At 68.4% G+C, this 24,303-nt stretch carries 15 protein-coding genes; 9 read left to right on the forward strand and 6 right to left on the reverse strand.

Translation table 11 applies throughout. The features are described from left to right. The first annotated feature begins 86 nt into the window (after nt 1-86). The 5 genes from ACFWPX_RS12020 (at nt 87) to ACFWPX_RS12040 (ending at nt 5,402) form a co-directional block, all read left to right on the forward strand. Nucleotides 87-872 carry an electron transfer flavoprotein subunit beta/FixA family protein gene (locus tag ACFWPX_RS12020; protein WP_067449214.1) on the forward strand — a complete coding sequence of 262 codons (786 nt, stop codon included), beginning with the start codon at nt 87-89 and terminating at the stop codon, nt 870-872. 37 nt (nt 873-909) lie between these two features. Further along, nucleotides 910-1,866 (forward strand): electron transfer flavoprotein subunit alpha/FixB family protein, encoded by a 957-nt coding sequence (locus ACFWPX_RS12025; protein ID WP_378927445.1) that lies wholly within the window; start codon nt 910-912, stop codon nt 1,864-1,866. A 196-nt stretch (nt 1,867-2,062) separates the two neighbouring features. After that, nucleotides 2,063-2,713 (forward strand): hypothetical protein, encoded by a 651-nt coding sequence (locus ACFWPX_RS12030; protein WP_378927446.1) that lies wholly within the window; start codon nt 2,063-2,065, stop codon nt 2,711-2,713. A gap of 76 nt (nt 2,714-2,789) precedes the next feature. Beyond that, on the forward strand, nt 2,790-3,770 hold the full coding sequence (locus ACFWPX_RS12035) for an aminoglycoside phosphotransferase family protein (RefSeq protein WP_378927447.1): 981 nt from the start codon (nt 2,790-2,792) through the stop codon (nt 3,768-3,770). Between the two features lie 84 nt (nt 3,771-3,854). Further along, nucleotides 3,855-5,402, forward strand: coding sequence for a serine/threonine-protein kinase (locus ACFWPX_RS12040; protein ID WP_378927448.1), 1,548 nt, complete (start codon nt 3,855-3,857; stop codon nt 5,400-5,402). A gap of 24 nt (nt 5,403-5,426) precedes the next feature. On the opposite strand, the gene ACFWPX_RS12045 is transcribed toward ACFWPX_RS12040, so the two are convergent. Further along, nucleotides 5,427-6,278, reverse strand: coding sequence for a LysR family transcriptional regulator (locus ACFWPX_RS12045; RefSeq protein WP_378912590.1), 852 nt, complete (start codon nt 6,276-6,278; stop codon nt 5,427-5,429). A gap of 145 nt (nt 6,279-6,423) precedes the next feature. On the opposite strand from ACFWPX_RS12045, the gene ACFWPX_RS12050 reads away from it, so the two are divergent. The 4 genes from ACFWPX_RS12050 to ACFWPX_RS12065 all read left to right on the forward strand — a co-directional run bounded on the left by ACFWPX_RS12050 (nt 6,424) and on the right by ACFWPX_RS12065 (nt 16,296). Further along, nucleotides 6,424-7,734, forward strand: coding sequence for an NAD(P)/FAD-dependent oxidoreductase (locus ACFWPX_RS12050; RefSeq protein WP_378927449.1), 1,311 nt, complete (start codon nt 6,424-6,426; stop codon nt 7,732-7,734). Nucleotides 7,735-7,985: 251 nt separating this feature from the next. Further along, complete coding sequence (locus tag ACFWPX_RS12055) at nt 7,986-8,804, forward strand: GNAT family N-acetyltransferase (RefSeq protein WP_378927450.1); 819 nt, start codon at nt 7,986-7,988, stop codon at nt 8,802-8,804. Nucleotides 8,805-8,850: 46 nt separating this feature from the next. Continuing rightward, nucleotides 8,851-9,765 carry a lysophospholipid acyltransferase family protein gene (locus ACFWPX_RS12060; protein WP_378912586.1) on the forward strand — a complete coding sequence of 305 codons (915 nt, stop codon included), beginning with the start codon at nt 8,851-8,853 and terminating at the stop codon, nt 9,763-9,765. Nucleotides 9,766-10,203: 438 nt separating this feature from the next. Beyond that, nucleotides 10,204-16,296: an amino acid adenylation domain-containing protein gene (locus ACFWPX_RS12065; RefSeq protein ID WP_378927451.1), complete on the forward strand. Its 6,093-nt coding sequence runs from the start codon at nt 10,204-10,206 to the stop codon at nt 16,294-16,296. Between the two features lie 49 nt (nt 16,297-16,345). Here the strand turns inward: ACFWPX_RS12065 and ACFWPX_RS12070 are convergent, their stop codons facing one another. The 5 genes from ACFWPX_RS12070 to ACFWPX_RS12090 form a co-directional block, all read right to left on the reverse strand. Beyond that, on the reverse strand, nt 16,346-17,197 hold the full coding sequence (locus ACFWPX_RS12070) for a 3-hydroxybutyryl-CoA dehydrogenase (RefSeq protein WP_378927452.1): 852 nt from the start codon (nt 17,195-17,197) through the stop codon (nt 16,346-16,348). A 166-nt stretch (nt 17,198-17,363) separates the two neighbouring features. Then, entirely contained in the window at nt 17,364-18,857 is a 1,494-nt protein-coding gene (locus tag ACFWPX_RS12075) for an APC family permease (RefSeq protein ID WP_378927453.1), read from the reverse strand. After that, entirely contained in the window at nt 18,857-19,936 is a 1,080-nt protein-coding gene (locus ACFWPX_RS12080) for a Glu/Leu/Phe/Val dehydrogenase dimerization domain-containing protein (RefSeq protein WP_378927454.1), read from the reverse strand. Before ACFWPX_RS12080 ends, ACFWPX_RS12075 begins: the two co-directional genes overlap by 1 nt. A gap of 186 nt (nt 19,937-20,122) precedes the next feature. After that, the gene (locus ACFWPX_RS12085) at nt 20,123-23,596 is read right to left on the reverse strand and encodes an indolepyruvate ferredoxin oxidoreductase family protein (protein WP_378927455.1); all 3,474 of its coding nucleotides are present in this window, start codon (nt 23,594-23,596) and stop codon (nt 20,123-20,125) included. A 156-nt stretch (nt 23,597-23,752) separates the two neighbouring features. Beyond that, nucleotides 23,753-24,238: an Lrp/AsnC family transcriptional regulator gene (locus ACFWPX_RS12090; RefSeq protein ID WP_378912578.1), complete on the reverse strand. Its 486-nt coding sequence runs from the start codon at nt 24,236-24,238 to the stop codon at nt 23,753-23,755. Between the last annotated feature and the right edge of the window lie 65 nt (nt 24,239-24,303).

The following is a 24,303-nucleotide window of genomic DNA, read 5'->3' on the forward strand; positions in this document are numbered from 1 at the left end:
TGAGCTAGATATCTCACACGGACGTACGGCTGAGCTCGTGCGGCCCCACCACACACGTGTCCCCAGAAGGAGGTCGACGAAGACCGATGCCGAACATCGTCGTACTCATCAAGCAGGTCCCCGACACCTGGTCCGAGCGCAAGCTGACCGATGGTGACTACACCCTCGATCGCGAGGCTGCCGACGCGGTCCTCGACGAGATCAACGAGCGCGCCGTCGAGGAAGCGCTGCTGATCAAGGAGGCCCAGGGCGGCGAGGTCACCGTGCTGGCCGCCGGTCCCGACCGCGCCAACGAGGCCATCCGCAAGGCGCTGTCCATGGGCGCCGACAAGGCCATCCACATCAACGACCCGGCGATCCACGGCTCCGACGCCGTGCAGACCGCCTACGTGCTGGCCGCCGCGCTCGGCCAGGTCGAGGGTGTCGAGCTGGTCATCGCCGGTAACGAGGCCACCGACGGCCGCGCAGGTGCCGTGCCCGCGATCATCGCGGAGTACATCGGCATCCCGCAGCTGACGCACCTGCGCAAGCTCACCGTCGACGGCGACAAGATCACCGGCGAGCGGGAGACCGACGAAGGTGTCTTCAAGCTCGAGGCGTCCCTGCCTGCGATCGTCTCGGTCACCGAGAAGATCAACGAGCCTCGCTTCCCCTCCTTCAAGGGCATCATGGCCGCGAAGAAGAAGGAAGTTCTGGTCTTCACCCTGGCTGATCTGGGCGTCGACCCGGAGACCGTCGGTGTCGCCAACGCGGGCACCCAGGTCACCGGTGCCACCCCGAAGCCGGCTCGCACCGCGGGCGAGAAGATCGCGGACGAGGGCGAGGGCGGCAACCAGATCGCGTCCTACCTCATCGGTCAGAAGATCATCTGATCCGGCGCCGTCCGAGACTTCCAAGGAGAAAGAACTAATGGCTGAAGTACTTGTGCTCATCGAGCACGCCGACGGTGCCGTGAAGAAGGTCAGCACCGAACTGCTCACCGCCGCCCGCACGCTGGGCGAGCCTGCCGCCGTCGTCACCGGCCCGGCCGGTACCGCCGACAAGCTGGCCGCCGCGCTGGCCGCCGGTGGCGCCGAGAAGATCTATGTCGCCGAGTCCGACGACATCGAAGGCTTCCTGGTCACCCCGAAGGTCGACGTGCTCGCCGGTCTGGCCGAGTCCGCCGCACCGGCCGCCGTGCTGGTCGCCGCCACCGCCGAGGGCAAGGAGGTGTCGGGCCGCCTTGCCGCGCGCATCGGCTCCGGTCTGCTCGTCGACGTCATCGGCGTCAACGCCGACGGTTCGGTCGTGCACTCCATCTTCGGTGGCGCGTTCACCGTCGAGGCCAAGGCCACCGGCGACCTGCCGGTGATCTCGATCCGTCCGGGTGCCATCGAGGCCGCTCCGCAGGCCGGTGCGGGCGAGCAGGTCGTCGTCGAGGTTCCGGCGCAGGAAGACGGCGTCGTGAAGGTCGTCTCGCGTGACCCGATCGTCGGTGGCGACCGCCCCGAACTCACCGAGGCGAGCATTGTCGTCTCCGGTGGCCGCGGTGTCGGTTCCGCCGACAACTTCTCGGTCGTCGAGGCGCTGGCCGACTCGCTGGGTGCCGCTGTCGGCGCCTCGCGCGCCGCCGTCGACTCGGGCTACTACCCGGGCCAGTTCCAGGTGGGTCAGACCGGCAAGACCGTCTCCCCCCAGCTCTACATCGCCCTCGGCATCTCCGGCGCCATCCAGCACCGCGCCGGCATGCAGACCTCGAAGACGATCGTCGCTGTCAACAAGGACGAAGAAGCACCCATCTTCGAGATCGCCGACTACGGCATCGTGGGCGACCTGTTCAACGTCTCCCCGCAGCTGACCGAAGCCGTGAAGTCCCACAAGGGCTGATCGCCACCCGGTTGAGTTGATCTCGGCCCGCGAAACCTGTTCCTGCGCCAGCGCAGACCGGTTTCGCGGGCCGTTGGTGTTTGTGCCGACGATCGAGATCCGCTGGTCTGCATGGACCCTCTGATGTGCGCAGCGCTGTCGGCGAGGTGCACGTAACGGCATCGCGGTGCAGGAGCCTGCTCACTAGACTGACGCCGTGCAGTTGATGTGGCTGGGACTGAACAACCGTAAGTCCCACAACGAGAACGGGTTGGATCTCCGCGACAGGCTGGCCGATGCGGCGAAGGTCGGTGATTGGGAGGCGGTCTTCGGCCTGGTCGCGGGTGACAACCGTGTCAACGCGGTCAGGGTAGGGGGTTCTTCGCTGTTCGCTCCACTACATCAGGCGGCCTGGTTGGGCGCGCCTGAGTCGGTGGTGAAGCGGCTGTTGGCTTTCGGCGCATGGCGCACACTCCGGACTGCCGATGATCAGACGCCTGCGGATATCGCGGCAGCTCGCGGCAACGATCATCTCTCGGCGCTGTTGGTACCCGAGTTGGTGCGCGAGACCTCCGAAACCACTGTCGCCCAGCTCGAATCCCAACTGCAAGCGGTGATCTACGGTCGCGTGCTCGACCTGTGCCGGGAACATCGCATCCGCACGCCGCAGGTCGGCCCTCTCCTCGAATACCCAGCGGCGGTCATGTGGTGTCCGATCCCCGGGATGTACGGCGGCTTCTCGATCACCTTCGCTCCCGACGCCGATGAACTGATCGTCGAAAGCTGGTGTCGGGTGGCAGGCGGCTCGGGCGAGCGACATCGCGTGCGTCCGGACGGGTTCGAGCTCGTCGAGAAGGGGTTTGTCTAGCGGTCTTCCGCGAGCTCGGCGACATCCGATTGCCCTGGTGTTTGACCTGTGTGGTCGGGGTCGGCAGGCTGGGCTGATGTCGTTGGGAACTGTGGTGTTGCCGGACGAGGTCGAGGAGACGGTCCGGGAGGTGTTCGGGCAGGCCGGGGCGCGGTGGATCGATGGATTGCCCGGCGTGGTGGCGGGTTTGGCGGCGCGCTGGGGGTTGTCGGGGTTTTCCGCGCCGTTTCGGGGCGGCACTCATGCCTATGTGGCGGCCGCGCAACGTGCGGATGGGTCGTGGGCGGTGTTGAAGGTGCCGATGGTGGACGAGGAGAACCTTGCCGAGGCCACCGCGCTGCACGTCTACGCGGGTGACGGGGCTGTCCGGCTGCTCGACTTCGACCATGCCAGCGGTGCGATGCTGCTCGAATGGGCGCGTCCCGGTACGGAATTGCTGAACCAGCCGGGGTTTCCGAGTCTAGAGGGGCGACCGGAGAACGCGGAGAAGGTCGCGTTCGCGTGTGGGCTGTACCGCCGGCTGCGGCGACCGCTCACCACGGTGCCCGAGGGCTTTCCGCCGTTTCCCTCGGCCACCGAGATCGTCGCCGGACTTCGTGAGCGGCTCGATGAGCCGGATTCGGAATTGGCCGAACTGCTTTCGGACCAGCTGCGCAGTCGTGTCGACCACTGGTGCAGCGCGCTGGCGGAGCCGGACGGACCCTTGCTGATCGTCAACCGCGACACCCATCTCGGCAATATCGTTGCCGCCGAACGTGAACCATGGTTGCTGATCGACCCCAAACCCTGCCTCGGTGAGGCCGCCTTCGACGCGGGCTTCCTGCTCATGATCCAGATCCAGTCGAATCCGACGCGAGAACACGCGAACGCTGTCGTGACCGCCACCGCCGCGGAACTGGGTGTGGACCCCGATCGAGCCCGTGGCTGGGCCATGGTGCGAGCCGTGGACGAGATGGGGTGGGCGATCGACGACGAGGACGACGACATGCTCACGTTGCATACCGCCGTGGCGCATGCCTTGGTCGACGCACCGCTGGATCGGCCCGTTCGCCCCTGACGCTGTCCCCGGCCGCGGGCTATGGTCGAACGAGGGGGACACGAGTAGCGTGCGATCTGCGAGTGGGGACAGTGAGGAGTGGTTGTGCTGCAGGCGGGGGCGGATTTCGCTGGGTACCAGGTGGAAGGTGTGCTGGGACATGGCGGGATGGGGACCGTCTACCTCGCCAGGCATCCGCGGCTGCCGCGCAGTGTCGCGCTCAAGCTGCTGAACCGGGAGTTCACGGCTGATCAGGAATTGCAGCGGCGGTTCGAACGGGAAGCCGATGTCGTTGCGCAGCTGGACCATCCGAGCATCGTCGGGGTGTACGACCGCGGCAGCGACGACGGGTACCTGTGGATCGCGATGCAGGTCATCCGCGGAACCGACGCCGCGACTTGGGATTCGCACGCGCACGAGCCTGCAATCACCGCGCGCCTGATCGGCGAGACGGCATCGGCACTCGACTACGCCAACCGGCACGGCGTCCTGCACCGCGACGTGAAGCCGGGCAATATCCTGATCGCCGATCCCGAACACGGCCGCGAGATCCGTGCGGTACTCACCGATTTCGGGATCGCGCGGGTCGCCACCGCCAACACCCAGCTCACGGCGACGGGCACGTTCACCGCCACCCTCGCCTACGCCTCACCCGAACAGCTCTCCGGCGAGATCGTCGACCACCGCAGCGACCAGTACTCGCTGGCCTGCACGCTGTTCGCCATGTACGCCGGGCACCCGCCCTACACCGCGACCAACCCCGGCCAGGTGGTCGCCGGACACCTGTCGCAACCGGTGCCGCGACTCACCACGGTCCGAACCGATCTGCCGCCCGCGCTCGACGGCGTCATCGCCCATGCGATGGCCAAGCGCCGCGACGAGAGGTTCGGCAGCGCGACAGAATTCACCGATGCGGTCCGGGACGCGCTCGAGGGCAGGCATGTCGCCGCGCCCACCGTGCGCAGGCCGTGGACCGACCCCGTGCGCCAAGGGGCGGGATCCGGCGAACACGCGCAGCGACCGTGGACCGATCCCGCACGACAGGGGCACGGCTCCGGTGGGCACCCGCAACAGGCGTGGGTCGATCCTGCGCAGCAGGCGCACGGCTCCGGTGGCCACGTGCAGCAGCAGGTCTGGGGGCGAGCGGAATACGGTGCGCCGGTCAGTGATCCGCTCAGGCAGATGGCGGTCGGAAGTCCGTGGTATCAGCCGGTGGGTGGCCCCGAGCCGTCCAAGGGCGCCGCGATCTTCGCAGGCGGTGTGACGCTGCTGCTCAGTCTCTCGATCTTGGCCTTCCTGATCTACGGCATCACCGAAACGCTCGAGGAGATCAGCAAGGGCGACGACCCGACCGGGTCGTTCATCGCGATCGCGATTCTCACCGTCGTCGTCGCTTTCACCGGCAGCGGCGGCATCTTGCTGCTCTGCGCGCGCACCGCCGGTCGTGTCATCTCGATCATCACGGCGGTGCTCGTCGGGCTCTTCGCGCTGTTCGCGGTCATCGGCTCCGCGATAGGCGGGGTCTACGGCGGGACCGCGGCGGCGAGCGCGGTGTTCATCCTCGCGGCGGCGATGGTCGGCTGCGCGGCCTCCTCGTCGACCGGGCACTGGATCCGATACCGCAAGGCATTGCGCGCGCACCGCTGGCGATGACGGGCCAGCCGTAGCGTCGCGGCTTCAGTGGTGCAGGGCATCCAGCAGAGTCCGCACGATCGGATTCTCGCGGGCGTCCTCGCGCAGGACGGCCGACACCGGGATGCGCAGACGATGGTCGGTGAGGTCGAGGGTGAGCAGGCCCTTGGTCGGTCCCTCGTAGAGGATGGTCCAGGACTCGGGGCGGTTGAGCAGCTCCATCGTGGCGGTGTGGTCGGGCGGGATCGGCGGGCCGAAGGTGGGGCCGGTCGGGAGGTCGGCGAAGGCCGAGCGGATCAGTGTGTGCAATAACACCTGTTCCTGTTCGGGTGGGAGCAGCAGGGGATAGGGGCTCAGATCGGCGAGGGTGACCGCGCCGCGTTCGGCCAGCGGATGACTGCTCGAGATGGCGATCACCAGGTCCTCGACCCACAGCTGTTCCACCGCGAGACCGGGCTGGTCGACGCTGCCGCGGATCAGCGCCAGATCGCAGTCACCGTCGGCCACCGCCGTGATCCGCTGCCGGAACGGTTTGATCACGTACTCGATCTCGGCGTCGGGGTGCGCGGACCGGGCGGTGGCGATCGCCGACAGCGCAGGCGCGGCGAACGACATATTGGCGGCCAGGCGAATGCGCGGTCCGGTGGTACGCACGGCGGCGCGGATCGCCGACTCCAGACTCAGCATCTGCTTGGCCAGTGGCAGCAGCCGCAGGGTCGCGTCGGTGGGGACGACGGCGCGAGTGGTGCGCTCGAACAGTTGCGCGCCGAGGTCACGTTCCAGTCTCGCGATCTGATGGCTGATCGCGGATTGGGAGATGAAGCAGCGGTTGGCCGCGCGGCTGAAACTGAGCTCCTCGCAGACGGCCACGAAGTAGGCCAACTGTCGAAGTTCCACCAGGTACCTCCCATTTATTAGTCATACAGATAAGAGTCATCTTTATTATGCGCCCAGGCAGTGGAAACATCTACGTTCCGCATCGCGTTTACTCATAGGAAAGGACTTATTACCGATCTGGAACGCGATCTTGGAGCGAGTGATCATGGAACACACAGATGTCGTCATCGTCGGCTCGGGCTTCGGTGGCCTGGCCGCAGCCAAGCAACTGGCCAAGTCACGAGTCGGTGTCGTGCTGATCTCGAGCACGCCCGAACACTTGTTCCAGCCGCTGCTCTACCAGGTGGCGACCGGCGTGCTCGCGCCCGAGGAGATCGCGCCGCCGATCAAGAACGTACTGCGCCGCCACCCCGAGATCGACGTCCGCCTCGGCAAGGTCACCGGAATCGACGCCGACAACGCGGTCCTCACCTACGAGACCGCCGACGGCCCCCGGCAGATCGCCTACGCCTCGCTGATCGCCGCCACCGGCGCCAGCCAGAGCTACTTCGGCCGCGACGACTTCGCCGAGAAGACCTACTCGCTCAAGACCATCGACGACGCCCAGCGCCTGCGCGATCAGATCGCCCACGTGTTCGCCCTGGCCGATGGCGCCGACGAGGTCACCAGGCACAAGCTGCTCAGCTTCGTGGTGGTCGGCGCGGGCGCGACCGGCGTCGAGGTGGCCGGCCAGATCAAGGAACTCGCGAAGAGGCACTTCCACCAGCAGGTTTCGGTGACCCTGGTCGAGGGCGCCGGTGAGGTGCTACCGCCCTTCGGCGGTGGGCTCTCGGAATACGCGAAGCGCTCGCTCACCGACAGCGGCGTAGAGGTGCTGCTCGGCACCTTCGTCACCGATATCGAAGAGGGCAAGGTGACGGTCAAGGACAAAGAGGGCATGGAGCGCCGGATCGCCGCCGAGACCGTGGTCTGGTCGGCGGGCGTGCAGGTCGGCGGTTTCGCGACCCTGCTGGCCGAGGCCACCGGCGCCGAGACCGACCGCGCGGGCCGGATCCTGATCAACCCCGACCTCACCGTCGGCGGCCACGCCGACATCTACGCCATCGGCGACATGACCTCGCTCAACGGCTACCCCGGCCAGTCGCCGGTCGCCATGCAGGAGGGCCGCCACGCCGCCGACATCATCCGTCGCAAGAAGGACGCGGGCACGCCGTTCGTCTATTGGGACAAGGGCAGCATGGCTGTGATCAGCCGCTTCAGCGCGGTGGTGAAGCTCAACGAACGCATCACCTTCAAGGGCACCATCGCCTGGGCGATGTGGCTGGCCGTGCACCTGATGTACCTGGTCGGCTTCCGCAACCGCTTCGCCGCGGTGGCGGGGTGGCTGGTCGCGTTCATCGGGACGGCGCGGCCCGGCTTCGACGACGCCGACCGCGCCGAGATCCCGCGGACCCAGGCCGCGAAGGCCCAGCGCGCCGACGCCGAGTCGACCGGCGAGGAACGCACCGCCGCCTGAGCGTGTCGACAGATCGGCCCACCGAGGAATCGGCGGGCCGATCTTGCGTCTCGCAACGCCCGAAATACACGATCGCGAACCGGGTTCAGCGCCGAAATCGCTTGTGTTCGGCTAGAAACCCGCAGGTGGGCGAACGATTGGCAGCGGCTCGGTGAACGTCCGGTGTGACTCCCATCTCGTTCACCGAACGGGCATCGACACGACACTGGAGCGTCGCTCCGATGCCAGCTCGGACTGGCTTCATCAGCAGTATGACAATTTCGTCCGTGTTGACCGCCCCGGCGCCGGACTCCGGGGTGGGGAAATCTCGGTACTCCTTGGTCGTCGCGTCTGATGCCGAGCACCGAGAAGCCGCGCAGCGTCTGCGCTACCAGGTGTTCGCCTCCGAACCCGGTTTTCAGATGCCCGAGAACGCCACCGGCCTCGATGCCGACAAGTTCGACGTGCACTGCGACCACCTGCTGGTTCGCGACGAGTTCTCCGAACAGTTCGTCGGCTGCTACCGCATGCTGCCGCCGGACAAGGTCAACGCGGCGGGTGGCTACTACACCGCCACCGAGTTCGATCTGACCCAGCTCGATCCCACCGGTCACCGGATCGTCGAGATGGGCCGCGCCTGCGTGGTGCCAGATCACCGCAACGGCTCGGTGCTCACCCTCATGTGGGCGGGCATCCTGCACTACATCCAGCTCACCGGCTACGACTGGGTGATGGGCTGCGTGTCGGTGCCGATGCAAGATTCGCCCACCGATCCGGCCGGGGTGAACGTGCGCGGCGTGCGCGACCAGCTCCTCGGCCGCCACGCCTGCGACCCGGAGCGTCGCGTGCACCCGCACAACCCGGTCGTCGTCGACGGGCTCTCCCTCGATCAGATGACCCCGCCGAGCCGTCCCAAGATGCCGCCGCTGCTGCGCGGCTACCTGCGCCTCGGCGCCGAGATCTGCGGCGAGCCTGCCCACGACCCCGATTTCGCCGTCGCCGACTTCGTCGCGCTGCTCGGCATGGAAACCATCAACACCCGGTACCTGGAGCGGCTGCAGAGCGCGGCCGCCAATTTCGACGGGAAGTAAACCCATGGTGTTCGACGCGCCGCTCGCAACTCACTCTCATTCGTGGATGCCGTCGAGCCCCTGTGGGTCCGGCTGCATCGAGCCGATCGACGAGGTCGGCACCGCCAGGATGTTCGCTCGCCTGGCCGGCATCGCCGGACTGGTGCTCAGCTTCCCGGTGCTGACCATGGCCACCCCGAAGTCGCGGCGTGAGCAGGTGCAGCGCCGCTACGCCAGGGCGGCACTGGGTTGCCTCGGGATGCGGTTGCGCATCATCGACAACCGCTCGCCCGAACAGGGCGCCTCGGCGGAGGGCTTCGCCGACACGGGCACCGCGGTGATGATCGTGGCCGGGCACATCGGCTGGGCGGATGTGGTGACGCTGGCCGCGGTGCAGCCGGTCAGCTTCGTCGCCCGTGCCGACATGGTCGAATGGCCGCTGCTGGGCAAACTCGCGAAGCTCACTCGCGTCATCCCGATCGAGCGGGCGCGACTGCGCGAACTGCCCGGCGTGGTCGGGCAGGTGGCGGATCGGCTGTCCTCCGGTAACCGGATCGTGGTCTTCCCCGAGGGCACCACATGGTGTGGCCGGGCCTACGGCTCGATGCGGCCCGCCATGTTCCAGGCCGCCGTCGATACCGCCACCCCAGTCCAGCCGGTGCGTCTGCGCTACCTGGACAGCGACGGAATGCCGTGCACCGTACCGGGTTTCGTCGGCACCGACACCTTCGCCGATTCCGCGAAGCGGGTGCTGCGCAGTAAGGGCATGATCGCCGAGATCGTGCTCGAGCCGCTCGAACAGCCCGGCCCGGATCGCCGGGACCTTGCCCGGCGCTGCGAGTCGGCGGTGCGCGGCACCGACCGTTCCCGCCACGGCGTGGCCGACACCCAGTGGATCGAAGCGGGCAACACCCGCGTGCAGGACCCCTCGATGGGGGAGCAGGAGCAGGTTCGCCGCCCGGCAAGGGCTACTGCCTGGTAACCGCCCTCGGGCGCAATCGTCGAGAACCGGAGGCCGCGTTCGCGGTCTCCGGTTCTTTCGTATGCGCCGGGCGAAACGTCACGGATGCGAAGTTCGGTGTCGCGGAGGCGTGTCGGGTGAATGTGAAAATCTCGCGTCCGCTCGAATGTTGTTCGCCCTGCGTATGACCTGCGTATGAGCTGTGTAACAAACTGGCCAGTCGGCTATACCCAGTGGTGTGTGCGGTGAAACTGTGAAATTGCCACTGCGCCGAAATTGATGAGATATTTGCGGTACCGTCACGCAGGATTTTTCCGATACCCCGTGTAGCCGAGAGTCCAGGCGACGTTTTAGATGTGCGATCGCATGGGTGATCCATGGTGAAGGGAAGCCATTCCGGTGACAGAGCAAGCTTCTGGCGTCCGCCGACGCGCCGCACGCCGACATCGTCGTGCGCCCGTGTCGTCCACGCTGCCGCGGCTCCTGCTGGCCGCCGTCGAGCGTGCTCCAGAGGCGCCCGCGCTGCGATTCGACGGGCAGACCCTCACCTACACCGAACTCGACCAGTGGTCCTCGCGCCTGGCCAGGGTGCTGATCGCGCGCGGCCTCGGTCCCGGTGACCGTTTCGTCCTCGCGCTCACCCGTTCGATCGAGTCCGTGGTCGCGGTCTGGGCATCGGCCAAGGCGGGCGTCACCTTCGTGCCCGTCGATCCGCGCTACCCGGCCGAACGTGTCGCCCATATGCTCGCCGATTCCGGTGCCGCGTTCGGGCTGGCCAAGGTGGCGGACGCCGCCCGGCTCGACGCTGGGATCCAGTGGCTCCGCATCGATTCCGACGAGTTCGGTGCCGAGTCGGCCGCGATGTCGGACGAACCCGTGACCGCGGGCGAACGTGTTCGCAGGCTCTCCCCGGACGATCTCGCCTACATCATCTACACCTCCGGCTCGACCGGCGTCCCCAAGGGCGTCGCGGTCACCCACACCGGCCTGGCCGGTCTGTGTGCCGAGCAGGTCCGCCGCTTCGGCATCACCGCCGATTCGCGCACGCTGCACTTCGCCTCGCCCAGCTTCGACGCCAGCATGCTGGAAATGCTGCTCGCGATCGGGGCGAGCGCGACCATGGTCATCGCGCCGCCCGATGTCTACGGCGGCGACGAACTGACCGGACTGCTGCGCGCCGAACGCGTGACCCATGCCTTCATCACGCCCGCGGCGCTGGCCGGACTCGACGCGGCGGCGCTGCCCGAACTGGCCGCACTCGCAGTCGGTGGCGAGGCCTATCCGCCCGAGCTGATCGCCCAGTGGGCGCCGGGCCGCGCGTTCTTCAACGTGTACGGCCCGACCGAGACCACCATCGTCTGCGCGATGAGCGATCGACTGACCGCCGACGACGTGATCACCATGGGCGACACGATCCCCGGGATGACGGCGCTGGTCCTCGATGCCCGGCTGCGTCCGGTTCCGGACCGCGTGCCCGGCGAGCTCTACCTCGCCGGCGAGGGTCTGGCCCGCGGCTATCACGACCGGGCCGGGCTCACCGCGAGCCGGTTCGTCGCCGACCCGCTCGGCCGCGGCAGGCTCTACCGCACCGGTGACCTGGTGCAATGGGTGCCGGTGCCCGGCGGGTTCGGCCTGAAATTCCTCGGCCGCACCGACGCGCAGGTGAAACTGCGTGGCTTCCGCATCGAACTCGGCGAGATCGACGCACTGTTCGCCGCCGACGACACGGTCCGTTTCTCCGCCACGCTCATCCGGACGCTGCCCAGCGGCGAGAGCGCGCTCGTCTCCTATGTCGTCGCGGCCGCGGGTGCCACGATCGACACCGCGGCGCTGACCCGGCTGGCCGAGCGGCATCTGCCCCAGCACGCGGTGCCCGCCGCGATCGTCGGGCTCGACGAGGTGCCGTTGACGCCGGTCGGCAAGCTCGATCACCGGGCGCTGCCCGCGCCGGAACTCGTCGCGCGCGAGTTCGAGGAACCTCGCGGTGACACCGAACGCACGGTGGCGGCGGTCTTCGCCGAGCTGCTCGGCGCGGACCTGATCGGGCGCGGCGACGACTTCTTCGCCCTCGGTGGCAACTCGCTGCTGGCCACTCAGCTGGCCGGTCGCCTCGGTGCCGCGGCCGGTGTGCGGGTACCCGCACGCACCGTGTTCGAGCACGGCACGGTGGCAGAGCTGGCGATCGCCCTCGACGCGCTGGTCGGTGCCGCGTCGGTGCGCGTGCCGCTGACCCGGCGCGAACGTGGTGCGCACGTTCCGCTTTCGCTCGCCCAGCAGCGCATGTGGTTCATGGCGCGACTCGATCCCGAATCCAGTGCCTACAACATCCCGGTCGCGCTGCGTCTGTCCGGCCCGCTCGACACCGCCGCGCTCACCGCCGCCCTCGATGACGTGCTCGAACGGCACGAGGTGCTGCGCACGGTGTACCCCGAGCACGGCGGCGCGGGCTTCCAGCAGGTCCTGCCCGTGGCCCAGGCGGGTCTCGACGTGATGGTCGACCCGATCACCGAATCCGACCTGCCGCGCGAACTGGCCCGGCTGACGCTCGGCGGGTTCGATGTGTGCCGGCGGGTTCCCGTGCGCGCGGCCGTGTTCCAGCTCTCCGCGACCGACCACGTGCTCGCGGTGGTCGTGCACCACATCGCCACCGACGGCTTCTCGCTCGGCCCGCTGACTCGCGATCTGATGACCGCCTACGCCGCTCGTGCCGCCGGTGCGGCGCCGGGCTGGGCACCGTTGCCCGTGCAGTACGCGGACTACACGCTCTGGCAGCAGGAAATGCTCGGCGCGGCAGACGATCCCGGCTCGCTGCTGGCCGAGCAGCTCGCGTTCTGGCGCACCGCGCTCGCCGGTGCCCCCGCCCTGCTCGAGCTTCCCACCGACCGGCCGCGCCCACCGGTCGCGGGCACCCGGGGTGCCGCACAGGACTTCGCTGTCTCCGCGCAGGTGCACACCGCACTGGAAGCCCTCGCACGCGAACACAACGCCTCACTGTTCATGGTGGTGCGGGCCGCGCTGTCGGTGCTGCTGGCGCGGGTCGCAGGCACCGACGATGTCACCGTCGGCGCTCCCGTCGCCGGCCGCGGTGAACCCGAGCTCGACGATCTCGTCGGCATGTTCGTCAACACCGTCGTCCTGCGCACCCGCGTCGACGCCGCCGAATCCTTCGCGGCCCTGCTGGATCGGGTCCGCGATATCGATCTGGCCGCCTTCGCCCATGCCGATGTGCCGTTCGAACGTCTTGTCGCCGAACTGGATCCGCCGCGCACCCAGGCCCACCACCCGCTGTACCAGGTGGCGTTGTCGTTCCAGAACTTCGGCGCCACGCGCCTCGAACTGCCCGAGTTGACGCTGTCGGCGGTCGATCTGGGCGAGGAAGCCGCGCCCGTCGACCTGCAGCTCACCGTCGTTCCGCTCGAGGACGGCGACGGGCCCGCCGGTCTGCGCTGCTCCTGGCGCTACGCCACCGACCTGTTCGACGCCTCGACCATGGCGACGCTCGGCGCGCGCCTGGCCGGGCTGCTGACCGCGGCCGTCGCCGCACCGCACCGGCCCGTCGGTGACCTGCCGTTGCTCACCGCGGACGAGCTGACCGAGCCGTCGGGCGAGCTCCGCCTGGTCGCGGACTCGACGTTGCTCGACGAATTCCAAGCCCGCGCGCAGCATCGACCGGACGCGCCCGCGGTCACCTTCGGCGAGGTCACGCTGAGCTACGGCGAGCTGGCCCGCCGCGTCAACCGACTGGCCCGGCTGCTCGTCGCCGACGGTGTCGGCCCCGGAAGCACGGTGGGCGTGGCGATTCGGCCCTCGATCGATCTCGTCGTCGCCATGTACGCGGTCTTCGCGGCCGGTGGTGCCTACGTGCCACTCGATCCCGATTCGCCCGCCGAACGTCGTGCCGACATCCTTGCCGCCGCACAGCCGGTGTGCCTGCTGACCACCACCGGCGATGCGATCGAAGCCGATGGGCTGCCGGTCGTCTCGGTGGACCGGGTCGCGCTGTCGGCCTTCTCGGACGCCTGGCTCACCGACGCCGACCGGCTGCGCCCGCTGCACACCCTCGACCTGGCGTATGTGATCTTCACGTCCGGCTCGACGGGCAAGCCGAAGGGTGTCGGCGTGCCGCATTCGGCGATCGTCAACCAGGCCGCGTTCATGGTCGGCGAGTACAGCGTGGGGGAGTCCGACACTGTCCTGCAGTCGATTCCGTTCACCTTCGACGCCTCGATGATCGGTTTCGCCACCCCATTGCGGGCAGGCGCGCACATGATCGTCGCCGCCTCGCAGCGACTCACCGATCCGGCCTACCTCGCCGAACTCATTGCCCGCCACCGCGTTACCGGCACCACCATCGTGCCCTCGGTACTGCAGATGCTCCTGGATTCCGCCCCGACGGGCGCCCTGCGTTCGCTGCGGGCGGTGTGGGTCGGCGGTGAAGCACTGCCGAACGCCACCATCGACCGCTTCACCACTGTCACCGCGGGCCGACTGCACAACCTGTACGGCCCTACCGAGGCCACCGTGTCGATCACCGGCGCCGACGTGACCGACGTGGGTGCCGGTACCGTCCCGATCGGCGTGCCGCACTGGAACTCTCGCGCCTACGTCCTCGATGCGCGGCTGCGGCCGGTGCCCGTCGGCACGCCCGGCGAGCTGTACCTGGCCGGTGCGCAGCTGGCCCGCGGCTACCTCGGCAGCCCGGACAAGACGATGGAACGATTCGTCGCCGACCCGTACGGTCCCGTCGGCGAACGCATGTACCGCACAGGCGATCTGGTGCGCAGACTCCCGTCCGGTGACCTGACCTACCTGGGCCGCACCGACGTTCAGCTCAAACTGCACGGTCTGCGCATCGAACCCGGTGAGATCGAGGCGGCGCTGCGCACGCATCCGGCGGTCGCTGGTGCGGCGGTCGCGGTGCACCACGAACAGCTCGTCGGCTACGTGACACCCCTTGATACTTCCGTGGACACCGCCGAGGTGCTCGCGACCATCCGAACCCTGTTGCCCCCGTACATGATTCCGCACCGCCTGCTGGTGCTCGACGAATTCCCGCTCGGCGCGACCGGCAAGCTCGACCGCAAGGCGCTGCCCGCGCCCGCCGTGGAGATCCGCGAGTACCAGGCACCGGCCACCGCCGATGAGCAGATCGTCGCCACGGCCATCGCCGAGGTACTCGACCTCGCACGGGTCGGCCGCGACGACGACTTCTTCGTCCTCGGCGGCACCTCGCTCGCGGCGATCCGGGTGCGCGCCACCATCGCCGAGCAGCTGGGCATCGAGGTGCCGCTGCGCCTGCTGTTCAGCTATCCGCTGGTCAGCGACCTGGCACTGGCCCTGCGCGACGAGTCGTCGGCCTCGGCCGCAGGCCCCGATCCGGCGATCGACGCCGTCCTCGATCCGTCGATCGACCTCACCGGCTGCGCACCCCAGCGCACCGGCGAACCGGCCACACTGCTGCTCACCGGCGCCACCGGGTTCCTCGGCAGCTTCCTGCTGCGCGAACTGCTCGAGCAGACCACCGCGACCATCCATTGCCTTGTCCGCGCTACCGATGATCCGGGCGCCGTGGATCGCGTGGTCTCGACGGCCGCGAAGTATCGCATCGACCTGCGGCCCTACCTCGACCGAATCGTCGGCGTCCCAGGCGATCTCGCGCAACCGAACCTCGGCATGGACCCGCTGCGCTTCGCCGAACTCGCCGCAAGAGCCGACGCGATCTATCACAACGGCGCGCTGGTGAACCACCTCGAGCCGTATGCCCGGATGCGGGCGGCCAATGTGGGTGGCACCACCGAGGTGCTGCGGCTGGCGACCACCACCCGGGTCAAGCCGATCCACTATGTGTCGACACTGTCGGTGCTGGCCGGGATCCCGCAGGACAACGGTGTGCCCGCCGGTCTGCCCGGTTACGCGATGACCAAGTGGGTCGCCGAGCAGCTCGTGCACACCGCGATCGAGCGTGGCATTCCCATCGCCGTCTACCGTCCCGGCTTGATCACCGGCGATTCCCGCACGGGCGTCGCTCCCGCCGAAGACGCCTGGTGGACGATGTTGCGTGCCATGCTGGTGCTCGGTGTGGCCGTGGATGTGCGAGCGATCGGCATCGAGATGGCCCCGGTCGACCATGTCGCGGCGGGGATCGTCAGCCGGTCACGCGAGACCGCGGCCATCGGCAACATCTTCCGGGCCGCCGGTGCGCAGGTGCCGCTGCAGGTCGTCTACGAGGAGATCCGCGGTCGCGGTTACCGGTTCGACTTCATCGACCCGATGGAATTCGGCCTCCAGCTGTCCACCGCCGCCGAACGCCCGGACGCCGACCCCATCCTGGCTCGGGCATCCGCGCTGAGCGGCAACTACGCGGCCGCCATCGCCCAGGCGAACCCGGCCGCGGTGCTGACCGTCGTGGAATCGGCTCCCGCCGAACCGTTCCGCGGCCTGCCGATCGAGTTCCCCGCGGTCGACGCCACGGTCATCACCCGCTACTTCGACCACTACATCGACATCGGCTTCTTCCCGGAGCCCGAAGCGGAGAACCTGACGTCCGCGTGAGGTCGGGCGTGCCGTCCCGCAGGAGCACGAGCTCCTGCGGGACAGAGCATCACTTCGCGTAGTCGTAGAACCCACGCCCGGTCTTGCGGCCCAGCCGGCCCGCGTCGACCATCCGGCGCAGCAGCGCGGGCGGGGCGAGGTGCGGCTCGGCGAACTCCGCGTACAGCGACTCCGACGCCGCGAGGGCGATGTCGAGGCCGACGGTGTCGAGCAGCGTCAGCGGGCCCATCGGGTAGCCGCAGCCGCCCTTCATCGCCGCGTCGATGTCCTCGGCGGTGGCGTAGCCCGACTCGAGCATCCGGATCGCGGAACAGAGGTAGGGGATGAGCAGCGCGTTGACGATGAACCCGGAGCGGTCACCGGCCTGCACGGCCATCTTGCCGAGGGTGTTCTTCACATAGTCGGTGACGGCCACAGCCGCCTCCGGCGCGGTCACCAGGGTCGAGATGATCTCGACCAGCGGCATCACCGGGACGGGGTTGAAGAAGTGCACACCGACGACCCGCTCGGGCCGCTCGGTCGCCCCGGCCACCTTGATCACGGGGATCGAGGAGGTGTTGGTGGCGAGGATGCCCTCGGGCTTGACGATCTTGTCCAGCTTGCCGAAGATCTCGTACTTCAGCGCCTCGATCTCCGGTGCGGCCTCGATCACCAGGTCGCGATCGGCGAACTCGTTCATGTCCAGGGTGACGCGCACCCGCGCGAGCACCGCGTCGGCGTCGTCCTGGGTGATCTTGCCCTTGGCGACGCCACGGGCGATCGAGGTGGCGATCCGGTTCTGGGCCGCCTCCGCGAACTCCGGCTTGGTCTCCAGCACGAGCACCGAGCTGCCCGCCTTGGCACACACCTCCGCGATCCCCGCGCCCATCGTGCCGCCACCGATTACACCGATCAACTCCACTGCCGTACTCCCAACATCGCATTGCCCTGGTTGTCCAGGGGATTATTTCACCTGACCTGGCACTGAGTGCCACAGGCTGTGAAAAGTGACTGCTCGCGGGGGCGGACGCACGCTGGGCCGTCACCTGCTCGCTGGTCGAGCAGGTGACGGCCCAGCGTGTTTCGGGCTAGCGGACCGGTGTCAACTCCGGTTGCTCGGGCTGTGGTCGTTCCCGGCCGAGGATCGAGTGTCTGCGGCCGTACGCGAAGTAGACGATGACACCGAGGGCCATCCAGATCACGAAGCGCAGCCAGGTCTCGATCGAGAGGTTGACCATCAGCCACAGGCAGGCCAGTGCGCCGAGGACGGGAACCACCGGCACGAACGGGACGCGGAAGCCACGCGGCAGCTCCGGACGGGTCCGGCGCAGCACCAGCACCCCGATCGACACCATCACGAAGGCGACCAGCGTGCCGATATTGACCATTTCCTCCAGCGTGCCGAAATCGACGAAGCCGGCCAGCAGGGCGCACACCACACCGACGAGCACGGTCAGCCGAACCGGGGTGCCCTTCTTGCCGGTCTTGGCCAGACCGCGGGGCAGCAGCCCGTCGCGGGCCATGGCGAACAGCACCCGGGTCTGGCCGAGGAACATCACCATCACCACGGTCGAGAGCCCGGCCAGCGCGCCGATGGCGATGATGTTCTTCACCCAGGTCGCGCCGTGGATGGCGAAGGCGGTGGCGAGCGTGGCGTTGCCGTCGGCGAGTTCGGTGTAGGACACCATGCCGGTGAGGACCACCGAGACCGCGATGTAGAGCACCGTCACGATCGCCAGTGAGGCCAGGATGCCGCGCGGGACGTCGCGCTGCGGGTTGCGCGTCTCCTCGGCGGTGGTGGCGACCACGTCGAAGCCGATGAAGGCGAAGAACACCAGGCTGGCCGCGGCGAGCAGGCCGTACCAGCCGTAGCTGGTGCCACCGGATCCGGTGAGGAAGGCGAACAGCGACTGGTGCATCCCCTCGGCCTTCTCCGACGGTTGCGCGGGCGGAATGTAGGGCGTGAGGTTCGACGGCTTGAAGTAGGTCGCGCCCACCACCAGTACCAGGGCGATCACGCCCAGTTTGATCGCGACGGCGATGGCCGAGACCCGCGACGACAACTTGGTCCCGGTAGCGAGCAGCACGCCGACCACCGCGATGATCAGCACCGCGCCCCAGTCGAAGGTCACCGACCCGAGGTGGACCACCGGCGCCGACGATCCGAGCACTTCGCCGAGGTATTGCGACCAGCCCTTGGCGACCACCGACACCGCGAGCGCGAACTCCAGGATCAGATCCCAGCCGATGATCCAGGCGATCACCTCGCCGAAGGTGGCGTAGGCGAAGGTGTAGGCGCTGCCCGCCACCGGCACGGTCGAGGCGAACTCCGCGTAGCACAGGGCCGTGAGCCCGCACGCGATCGCGGCGAAGACGAAGGCCAGCGAGACCGCCGGTCCCGCCACCGTGCCCGCGGTGCGCGCGGTGAGGGTGAAGATGCCGGCGCCGATCACCACCGCGACACCGAAGATCGTCAGGTCTTTGGCCGTCAGATCCTTGCGGAGCTTGGCATCGGGATCATCGGTGTCGCGGATCGACTGTTCGACGGACTTGGTGCGGAACAGGCCGCTCTTGTTCATCATCAGAGCGACCTCGGAATGGCATCGAGACGGCGCTCGGCGAACCGGTTGGCGGCGGCACCGGTGCCGATCCCCTCGGTGATGGCGTCGGCGATGATCTCCCGGCAGCGCGGGTAGATGTCGGCGACCTCTGCTTCGACCTCGGCAGGCGCGGCGGCGCGCAGTTCACCGGCCACCTGGATGAGGCCACCGGCATTGGCGACGAAATCGGGCACCCAGGTGATGCCACGGTCGGTGAGCGCCTGCTCGACCTCGGGTGTCGCGAGTTGGTTGTTGGCCGCGCCGCAGATCAGCTTCGCCTCGATGGTGGCGACGCCGGCCGCGGTGAGCGTGGCTCCCATGGCGCACGGGGCGTAGACGTCGACCGGCGCGGTGGACACTGCCGACAGCAGCCGTACGGCGGGCAGTTCGTCGGCGATCCGCCGCAGCGCCGCCTCGTCGACATCGGTCACACAGACCTCGGCGCCGTCGGCGAGCAGCAGGGCGGTGAGTTCGCGGCCGACCTTGCCGACGCCCTCCACGCCGACCGTTCGACCGGCAAGTGTCGGTGCACCCCAGGCGAATTCTGCACCGGCCCGCATCGCGTGGAACACGCCGAGCGCGGTCAGCCGAGCACTGTCACCGCTGCCGCCCGCGCCGACACTGCGGCCGGTGACATGGCGGGTGTGCCTGCCGATCACATCCAGATCATCGGTGTTGGTACCCACGTCACCGGCGGTGATGTAGCGCCCGCCCAGGGTTTCGACGAAACGCGCGTAGGCGGCGAGCAATTCCTCGCTCTTGTGGACGGCCGGATCACCGATGATCACGGCTTTGCCGCCACCGAGGTCCACCCCCGCCGCCGCGGCCTTGTAGGTCATGCCCCATGACAGGCGCAGCACGTCCTGGAGTGCCGCGGATTCGTCGGCGTACGGGAAGAAGCGGGTACCGCCGAGGGCGGGGCCGAGCGCGGTCGAGTGGATGGCGATGATCGCCTTCAGCCCGGACCTGTCGTCCTCGCAGAACACCACTTGCTCGTGGGCGCGGGCGCTCAACTCGTGCGATCGGCCGAAGACTCCTGCCTCGGTGTGCACAACGGTCACTGTCGATTTCCTTTCCGGTTGCCGCGACCAGGGTTGTGCCCTGGGGCGCGGGGTAGTGGTGCCGCGGGTCAGCGGCGGTTCAGTTGTGCCGCTGGTGCGGCGACGTGGTGGTGCCACGGGGCGCGGCGATGTGCTCAGCCGCGGGAGTCGCGGCGGAGTGTCCGGTGTCGTGCGGCGGTGTGCCGGTCAGGACTCGATGCCGAGCTCGCGTAGCCCGGCGCGGTACAGCTCGACGTTGCCGAGTTTGATGTCCTCGTAGCCGCGCACCACATCGGTCAGTGCGGCTGCCGCCGTGGCTGTTTCGTAGTTGTCTGTGGTCAGATCGTCGGCCAGTCGGCGCACGAGTTCGGTGTAGTGGACCAGCAGTTCCCGCTCGACCTTGCGGACGTGGGCGTAGCCGAAGGGGTCGAGCTTGGTGCCGCGCAGGAACTTGCCTTTGGCCAGCACCTTCAGCGCCACATGCGATTTCGGACGGAGCCCGATCTTCTTGTCGCGGCCCAGTGCGCGCAGCATCGGCGGGTGCAACTTGTAGGTGAGCTTCTCACCGCCGGGCACCTGGGCTTGCACGTCGGCGAGGAAGTCCGGGTCCACGAGTAGCCGGGCCACTTCGTACTCGTCCTTGTAGGCCGTGAACTTGAACAGCCCGCGCGCGACCGCCTCGCTGAAATCGGTCCGCTCGGTGACAGAACGCTCTGCCGCCCACACGGATTCGACCGTCTCGATGTAGCGATGTGCCACCTTCGCGTTCTGGTAGCCGATCAGCTGAGCCGCTCGCAGTTCCACGAGCCGCCGCACCTCGCCCTCGAAGCTGGTGTGCGCCAGCAACTCCGCGGGTGCCACCGGCTGCGTGCGCTGTGGCCGCCCCGTATCGACCGCCGCGGCGAACGCGGCCGGATCGGCGACGGCGACTCGCCCCCACCGGAACGCCGCGATGGTGGCGTTCACCGCGACACCGTTGATCCCGATGGCCTCCTCGATCGCTGCGACGGGCAGTCGCAGTCCGCCGGTCTGCACGGCCGCGCCCACGATCAGGAAGTTGGCCGCCGCCGTGTTCCCGAACAGGGTCAGCGACGCCGCGAGTGCGTCGAAACAGCTGATCGAATTCGTCACCGTGGCAAGCCGATCCAGCAGCGTGTCCGTCTCCGGGTAGGCCACCGACTTGTCGAAGACCATGTCGCCGGTCGGGGTCTGGCTCGTCGAGGCCACGGCCACGGTGCTCGCCGCATCGCCGTACTGGAGGTAGCGCGGATCGGTCGCGGTGAGCAGGTCGACGGCGAGCAAGCAGTCCGCGCTGCCCGGGGTGAGTCGGTTGGCGGGCTCCAATTCCGTTGCGGAGAACCGCAAGTGGGACAGCACCGGACCGGCCTTCTGGCTCAGGCCGATCTGGTCCAGGCTCTCCACCTCGTACCCGGCGCGCAGGGCCGCGGTGGCCAGCACCTGGTTCACTGTCACAATGCCGGTACCGCCGATCCCGGCGATCAGCACGTTCTGGGTGCGCTGCGGTGCGTCCACGCCCGGGTCGGCCACGGCGGGCGGCTCAACGGTCTTGCGCGGCTCGGTCTTTCCCTTGTCCGGGACCACCTCCACCGTCACGAACGAGGGGCAGTCGCCGTCCAAGCAGCTGTAGTCGGTATTGCACGAGGTCTGATCGATGCGGGTCTTGCGCCCGAACTCGGTCTCGACCGGCTGCACCGACAGGCAATTCGACTTGGCGCCGCAATCACCGCAGCCCTCACAGACGGCCTCGTTGATCACCACCCGGGTGTTGCGGGTCGGCAGCGTGCCGCGCTTGCGCTGCCTGCGCGCGTCGGCGGCGCAGTGCTGGTCGTAGATCAGCACGGTGACGCCCTCGACCTCGCGCAGCAGTTTCTGCGCCTCGTCGAGCCGGTCACGATGCCACAGCAGAGTACCCTTGGCCAGTGCGCGCTTGGTGTGGCGTTTCGGTTCGTCGGCGCAGATGATGATCTGCTTCACGCCTTCGGTGGTGAGCTTGTGGGTCAGCTGCGCGACGGTGAGTCCGCCCTCCACGTCCTGGGCGCCGGTCATCGCGACGACCTCGTTCCAGAGCAGCTTGTAGGTGATGTTCACTCCGGCTGCGACACAGGCCTGGATCGCCAGCTGCCCGGAATGGAAGAAGGTGCCGTCGCCGATGTTCTGGAACAGGTGCGGCACGTCGGTGAACGGTGCCTGCCCGATCCACTGGCTGCCCTCACCGCCCATCTGGGTGAGCCCGGTGACCGCGCTGTCGGTGCGCCCGGACATGGTGACCAGGGTGTGGCAGCCGATGCCGCCGCCGCCGATCGAGCCCTCGGGCAGTGCGGTGGAGCGGTTGTGCGGGCAGCCGCTGCAGAAGTAGGGCGTGCGCTTGGCGGAGAGAACTTCCAGCGGAAGTGCGGGCGGCGCAGCTCGTTTCAGCTCCACCCGCCCGCGCAGCACCCGGCGCAGCGGCGCCAGCAGCCGCCCGGCGGTGAGTTCGCCGTCGACCGGCATCAGTCGCGCGCCGCGTTCGTCCTGCTTGCCGAGCACGCGCGGCGCGTCCGGGGTGCCGTAGAGGATCTCGCGGACCTGCGTCTCGATGAACGCGGTCTTGTCCTCGACGACGATCAACTGCTCGAGCCCCCGCGCGAACTCGGTGAGCGCGGCCGTGCCCAGGGGATACGGCATGCCGATGCGCAGCAAGCGGATTCCGGCCTGATGCATGGTCGCCTCGTCGACACCGAGGTCGAGCAGAGCCTGCCGGACCGCGTCGAAGGTGGTGCCCGTGGCCGCGATCCCCACCTTCGCCTCGGCCGGGTCCACCTCGATCACGTCGAGGGCATTGGCGGCGCCGTAGGCCTGCACCGTCGCCCAGCGGGGCCCGTACAGGTCCGCCTCGGCGAGCACGCTGTCGGTCGGCGCCGCCATCGGCCGCTGCCGGTAGACGAAAGGCTTTCCCTCCCACTGCACTTCGGGAACGGTCACGGCGAGATCCGCGACCGCGGCGTCGACCGTCCACGCCCCGTCGGCGACATCGGCGACGATCTTCAACGCCACCACGCAACCCGAGGCCCGCGACATCGCGATGCCCTGCATGCCGAGGGTGATGATCTCCTCGGCATTGCGCGGGAACAGCACCGGCACACCCATGGCGGCCAGGGAACGTTCGCTCACCGCGGGCACCGTCGACGACTTCGAGGCCGGATCATCGCCCACCAGCAGCAGCACACCGCCGCGCGGGTTCACGCCGTACATATTGGCGTGCCGGACGGCGTCGGTCGCGCGGTCGACGCCGGGGCCCTTGCCGTACCAGACACCGACCACACCGTCGTGGGTCGACTGCCCTGCGGGCAGGTCGGCCTGGCTGCCCCAGACCGAGGTGGCGGCCAGCTCCTCGTTGAATCCGGGGACGAAGGTGATGTCGTGCTCGGTGAGCACCTCCGGCATGCCGAGCAGCATCTTGTCCACCCCGCCCAGCGGGCTGCCCTGGTAGCCGGAGACGAACGTCGCGACGCGGCGACCGGCACGGATATCGCGCACGTGCTGTTCCACCAGCAGCCGGGCGATGGCCTGGACCCCGGTCAGCAGCACCGGGCCCGCGCCGGAGCGGTAGCGATCGGCGAGGTCGTAGGGAGCGGCCGGGTCGGCCAGCGGTCGGGCGGTGGAACAGACGACGCTGGTCATGGTCACCTCACTGCGCGAAGGAATGTGCTCTCGGTGCAGCGAAATGTGCCGGGCATGGTGATCTGTGTCAACAGTCGGCCGAAAAGTTGATCAGACTGCTCAAAAGTGACCTACGCCACTGAGTAGATTGCGTCAATCTGCTCGAGATGTGGAGATCTAGGTCACATCGGGCGCATTCGTCAGATGCTCGACCAGCGGCAGGCTCCGGTACCCGATCGGGGTGGCCAGCGCGAGCATCGTCTCGGTGTGTTTCACGCCGTCGATGGCGTGCACCCGCTGGATGATCTCCAGCAGGTCCTGCTGGGATCGCGCGGCGATGCGGACCAGCAGATCGGCGCGGCCGGTGGTGGCGTGCACCTCGAGCACGTGCGGGAACCCACGCAGCGTCTCGATGATCGGATCCATCTTGTTCTGATCGAGTTCGATGCCGAGGAACGCGTGCACCGCGAACCCGATCGCCTGCACATCGATATCGGGCGGATAACCCCGCACGGCGCCCGAGGACTCGAGCCGCCGCATCCGCGCCTGCACGGTATTGCGGGCAACCCCGAGCCGCTGCGCCAGTTCGAGAATCGGCCGCCGCGGGTCACTGGCCAGTTCGGCCAGCAACGCGGCATCGAGCGCATCGAACTTGATGGTCATGGCCGCATTCTCACATGGCTCCCGCTCAGTGGCTGCGGGCATTGCCGACGGTGCTGTCGCGCTGG

Origin of the sequence: Nocardia sp. NPDC058518, assembly GCF_042719655.1 — a bacterium.
Taxonomy (GTDB): Bacteria; Actinomycetota; Actinomycetes; order Mycobacteriales; family Mycobacteriaceae; genus Nocardia.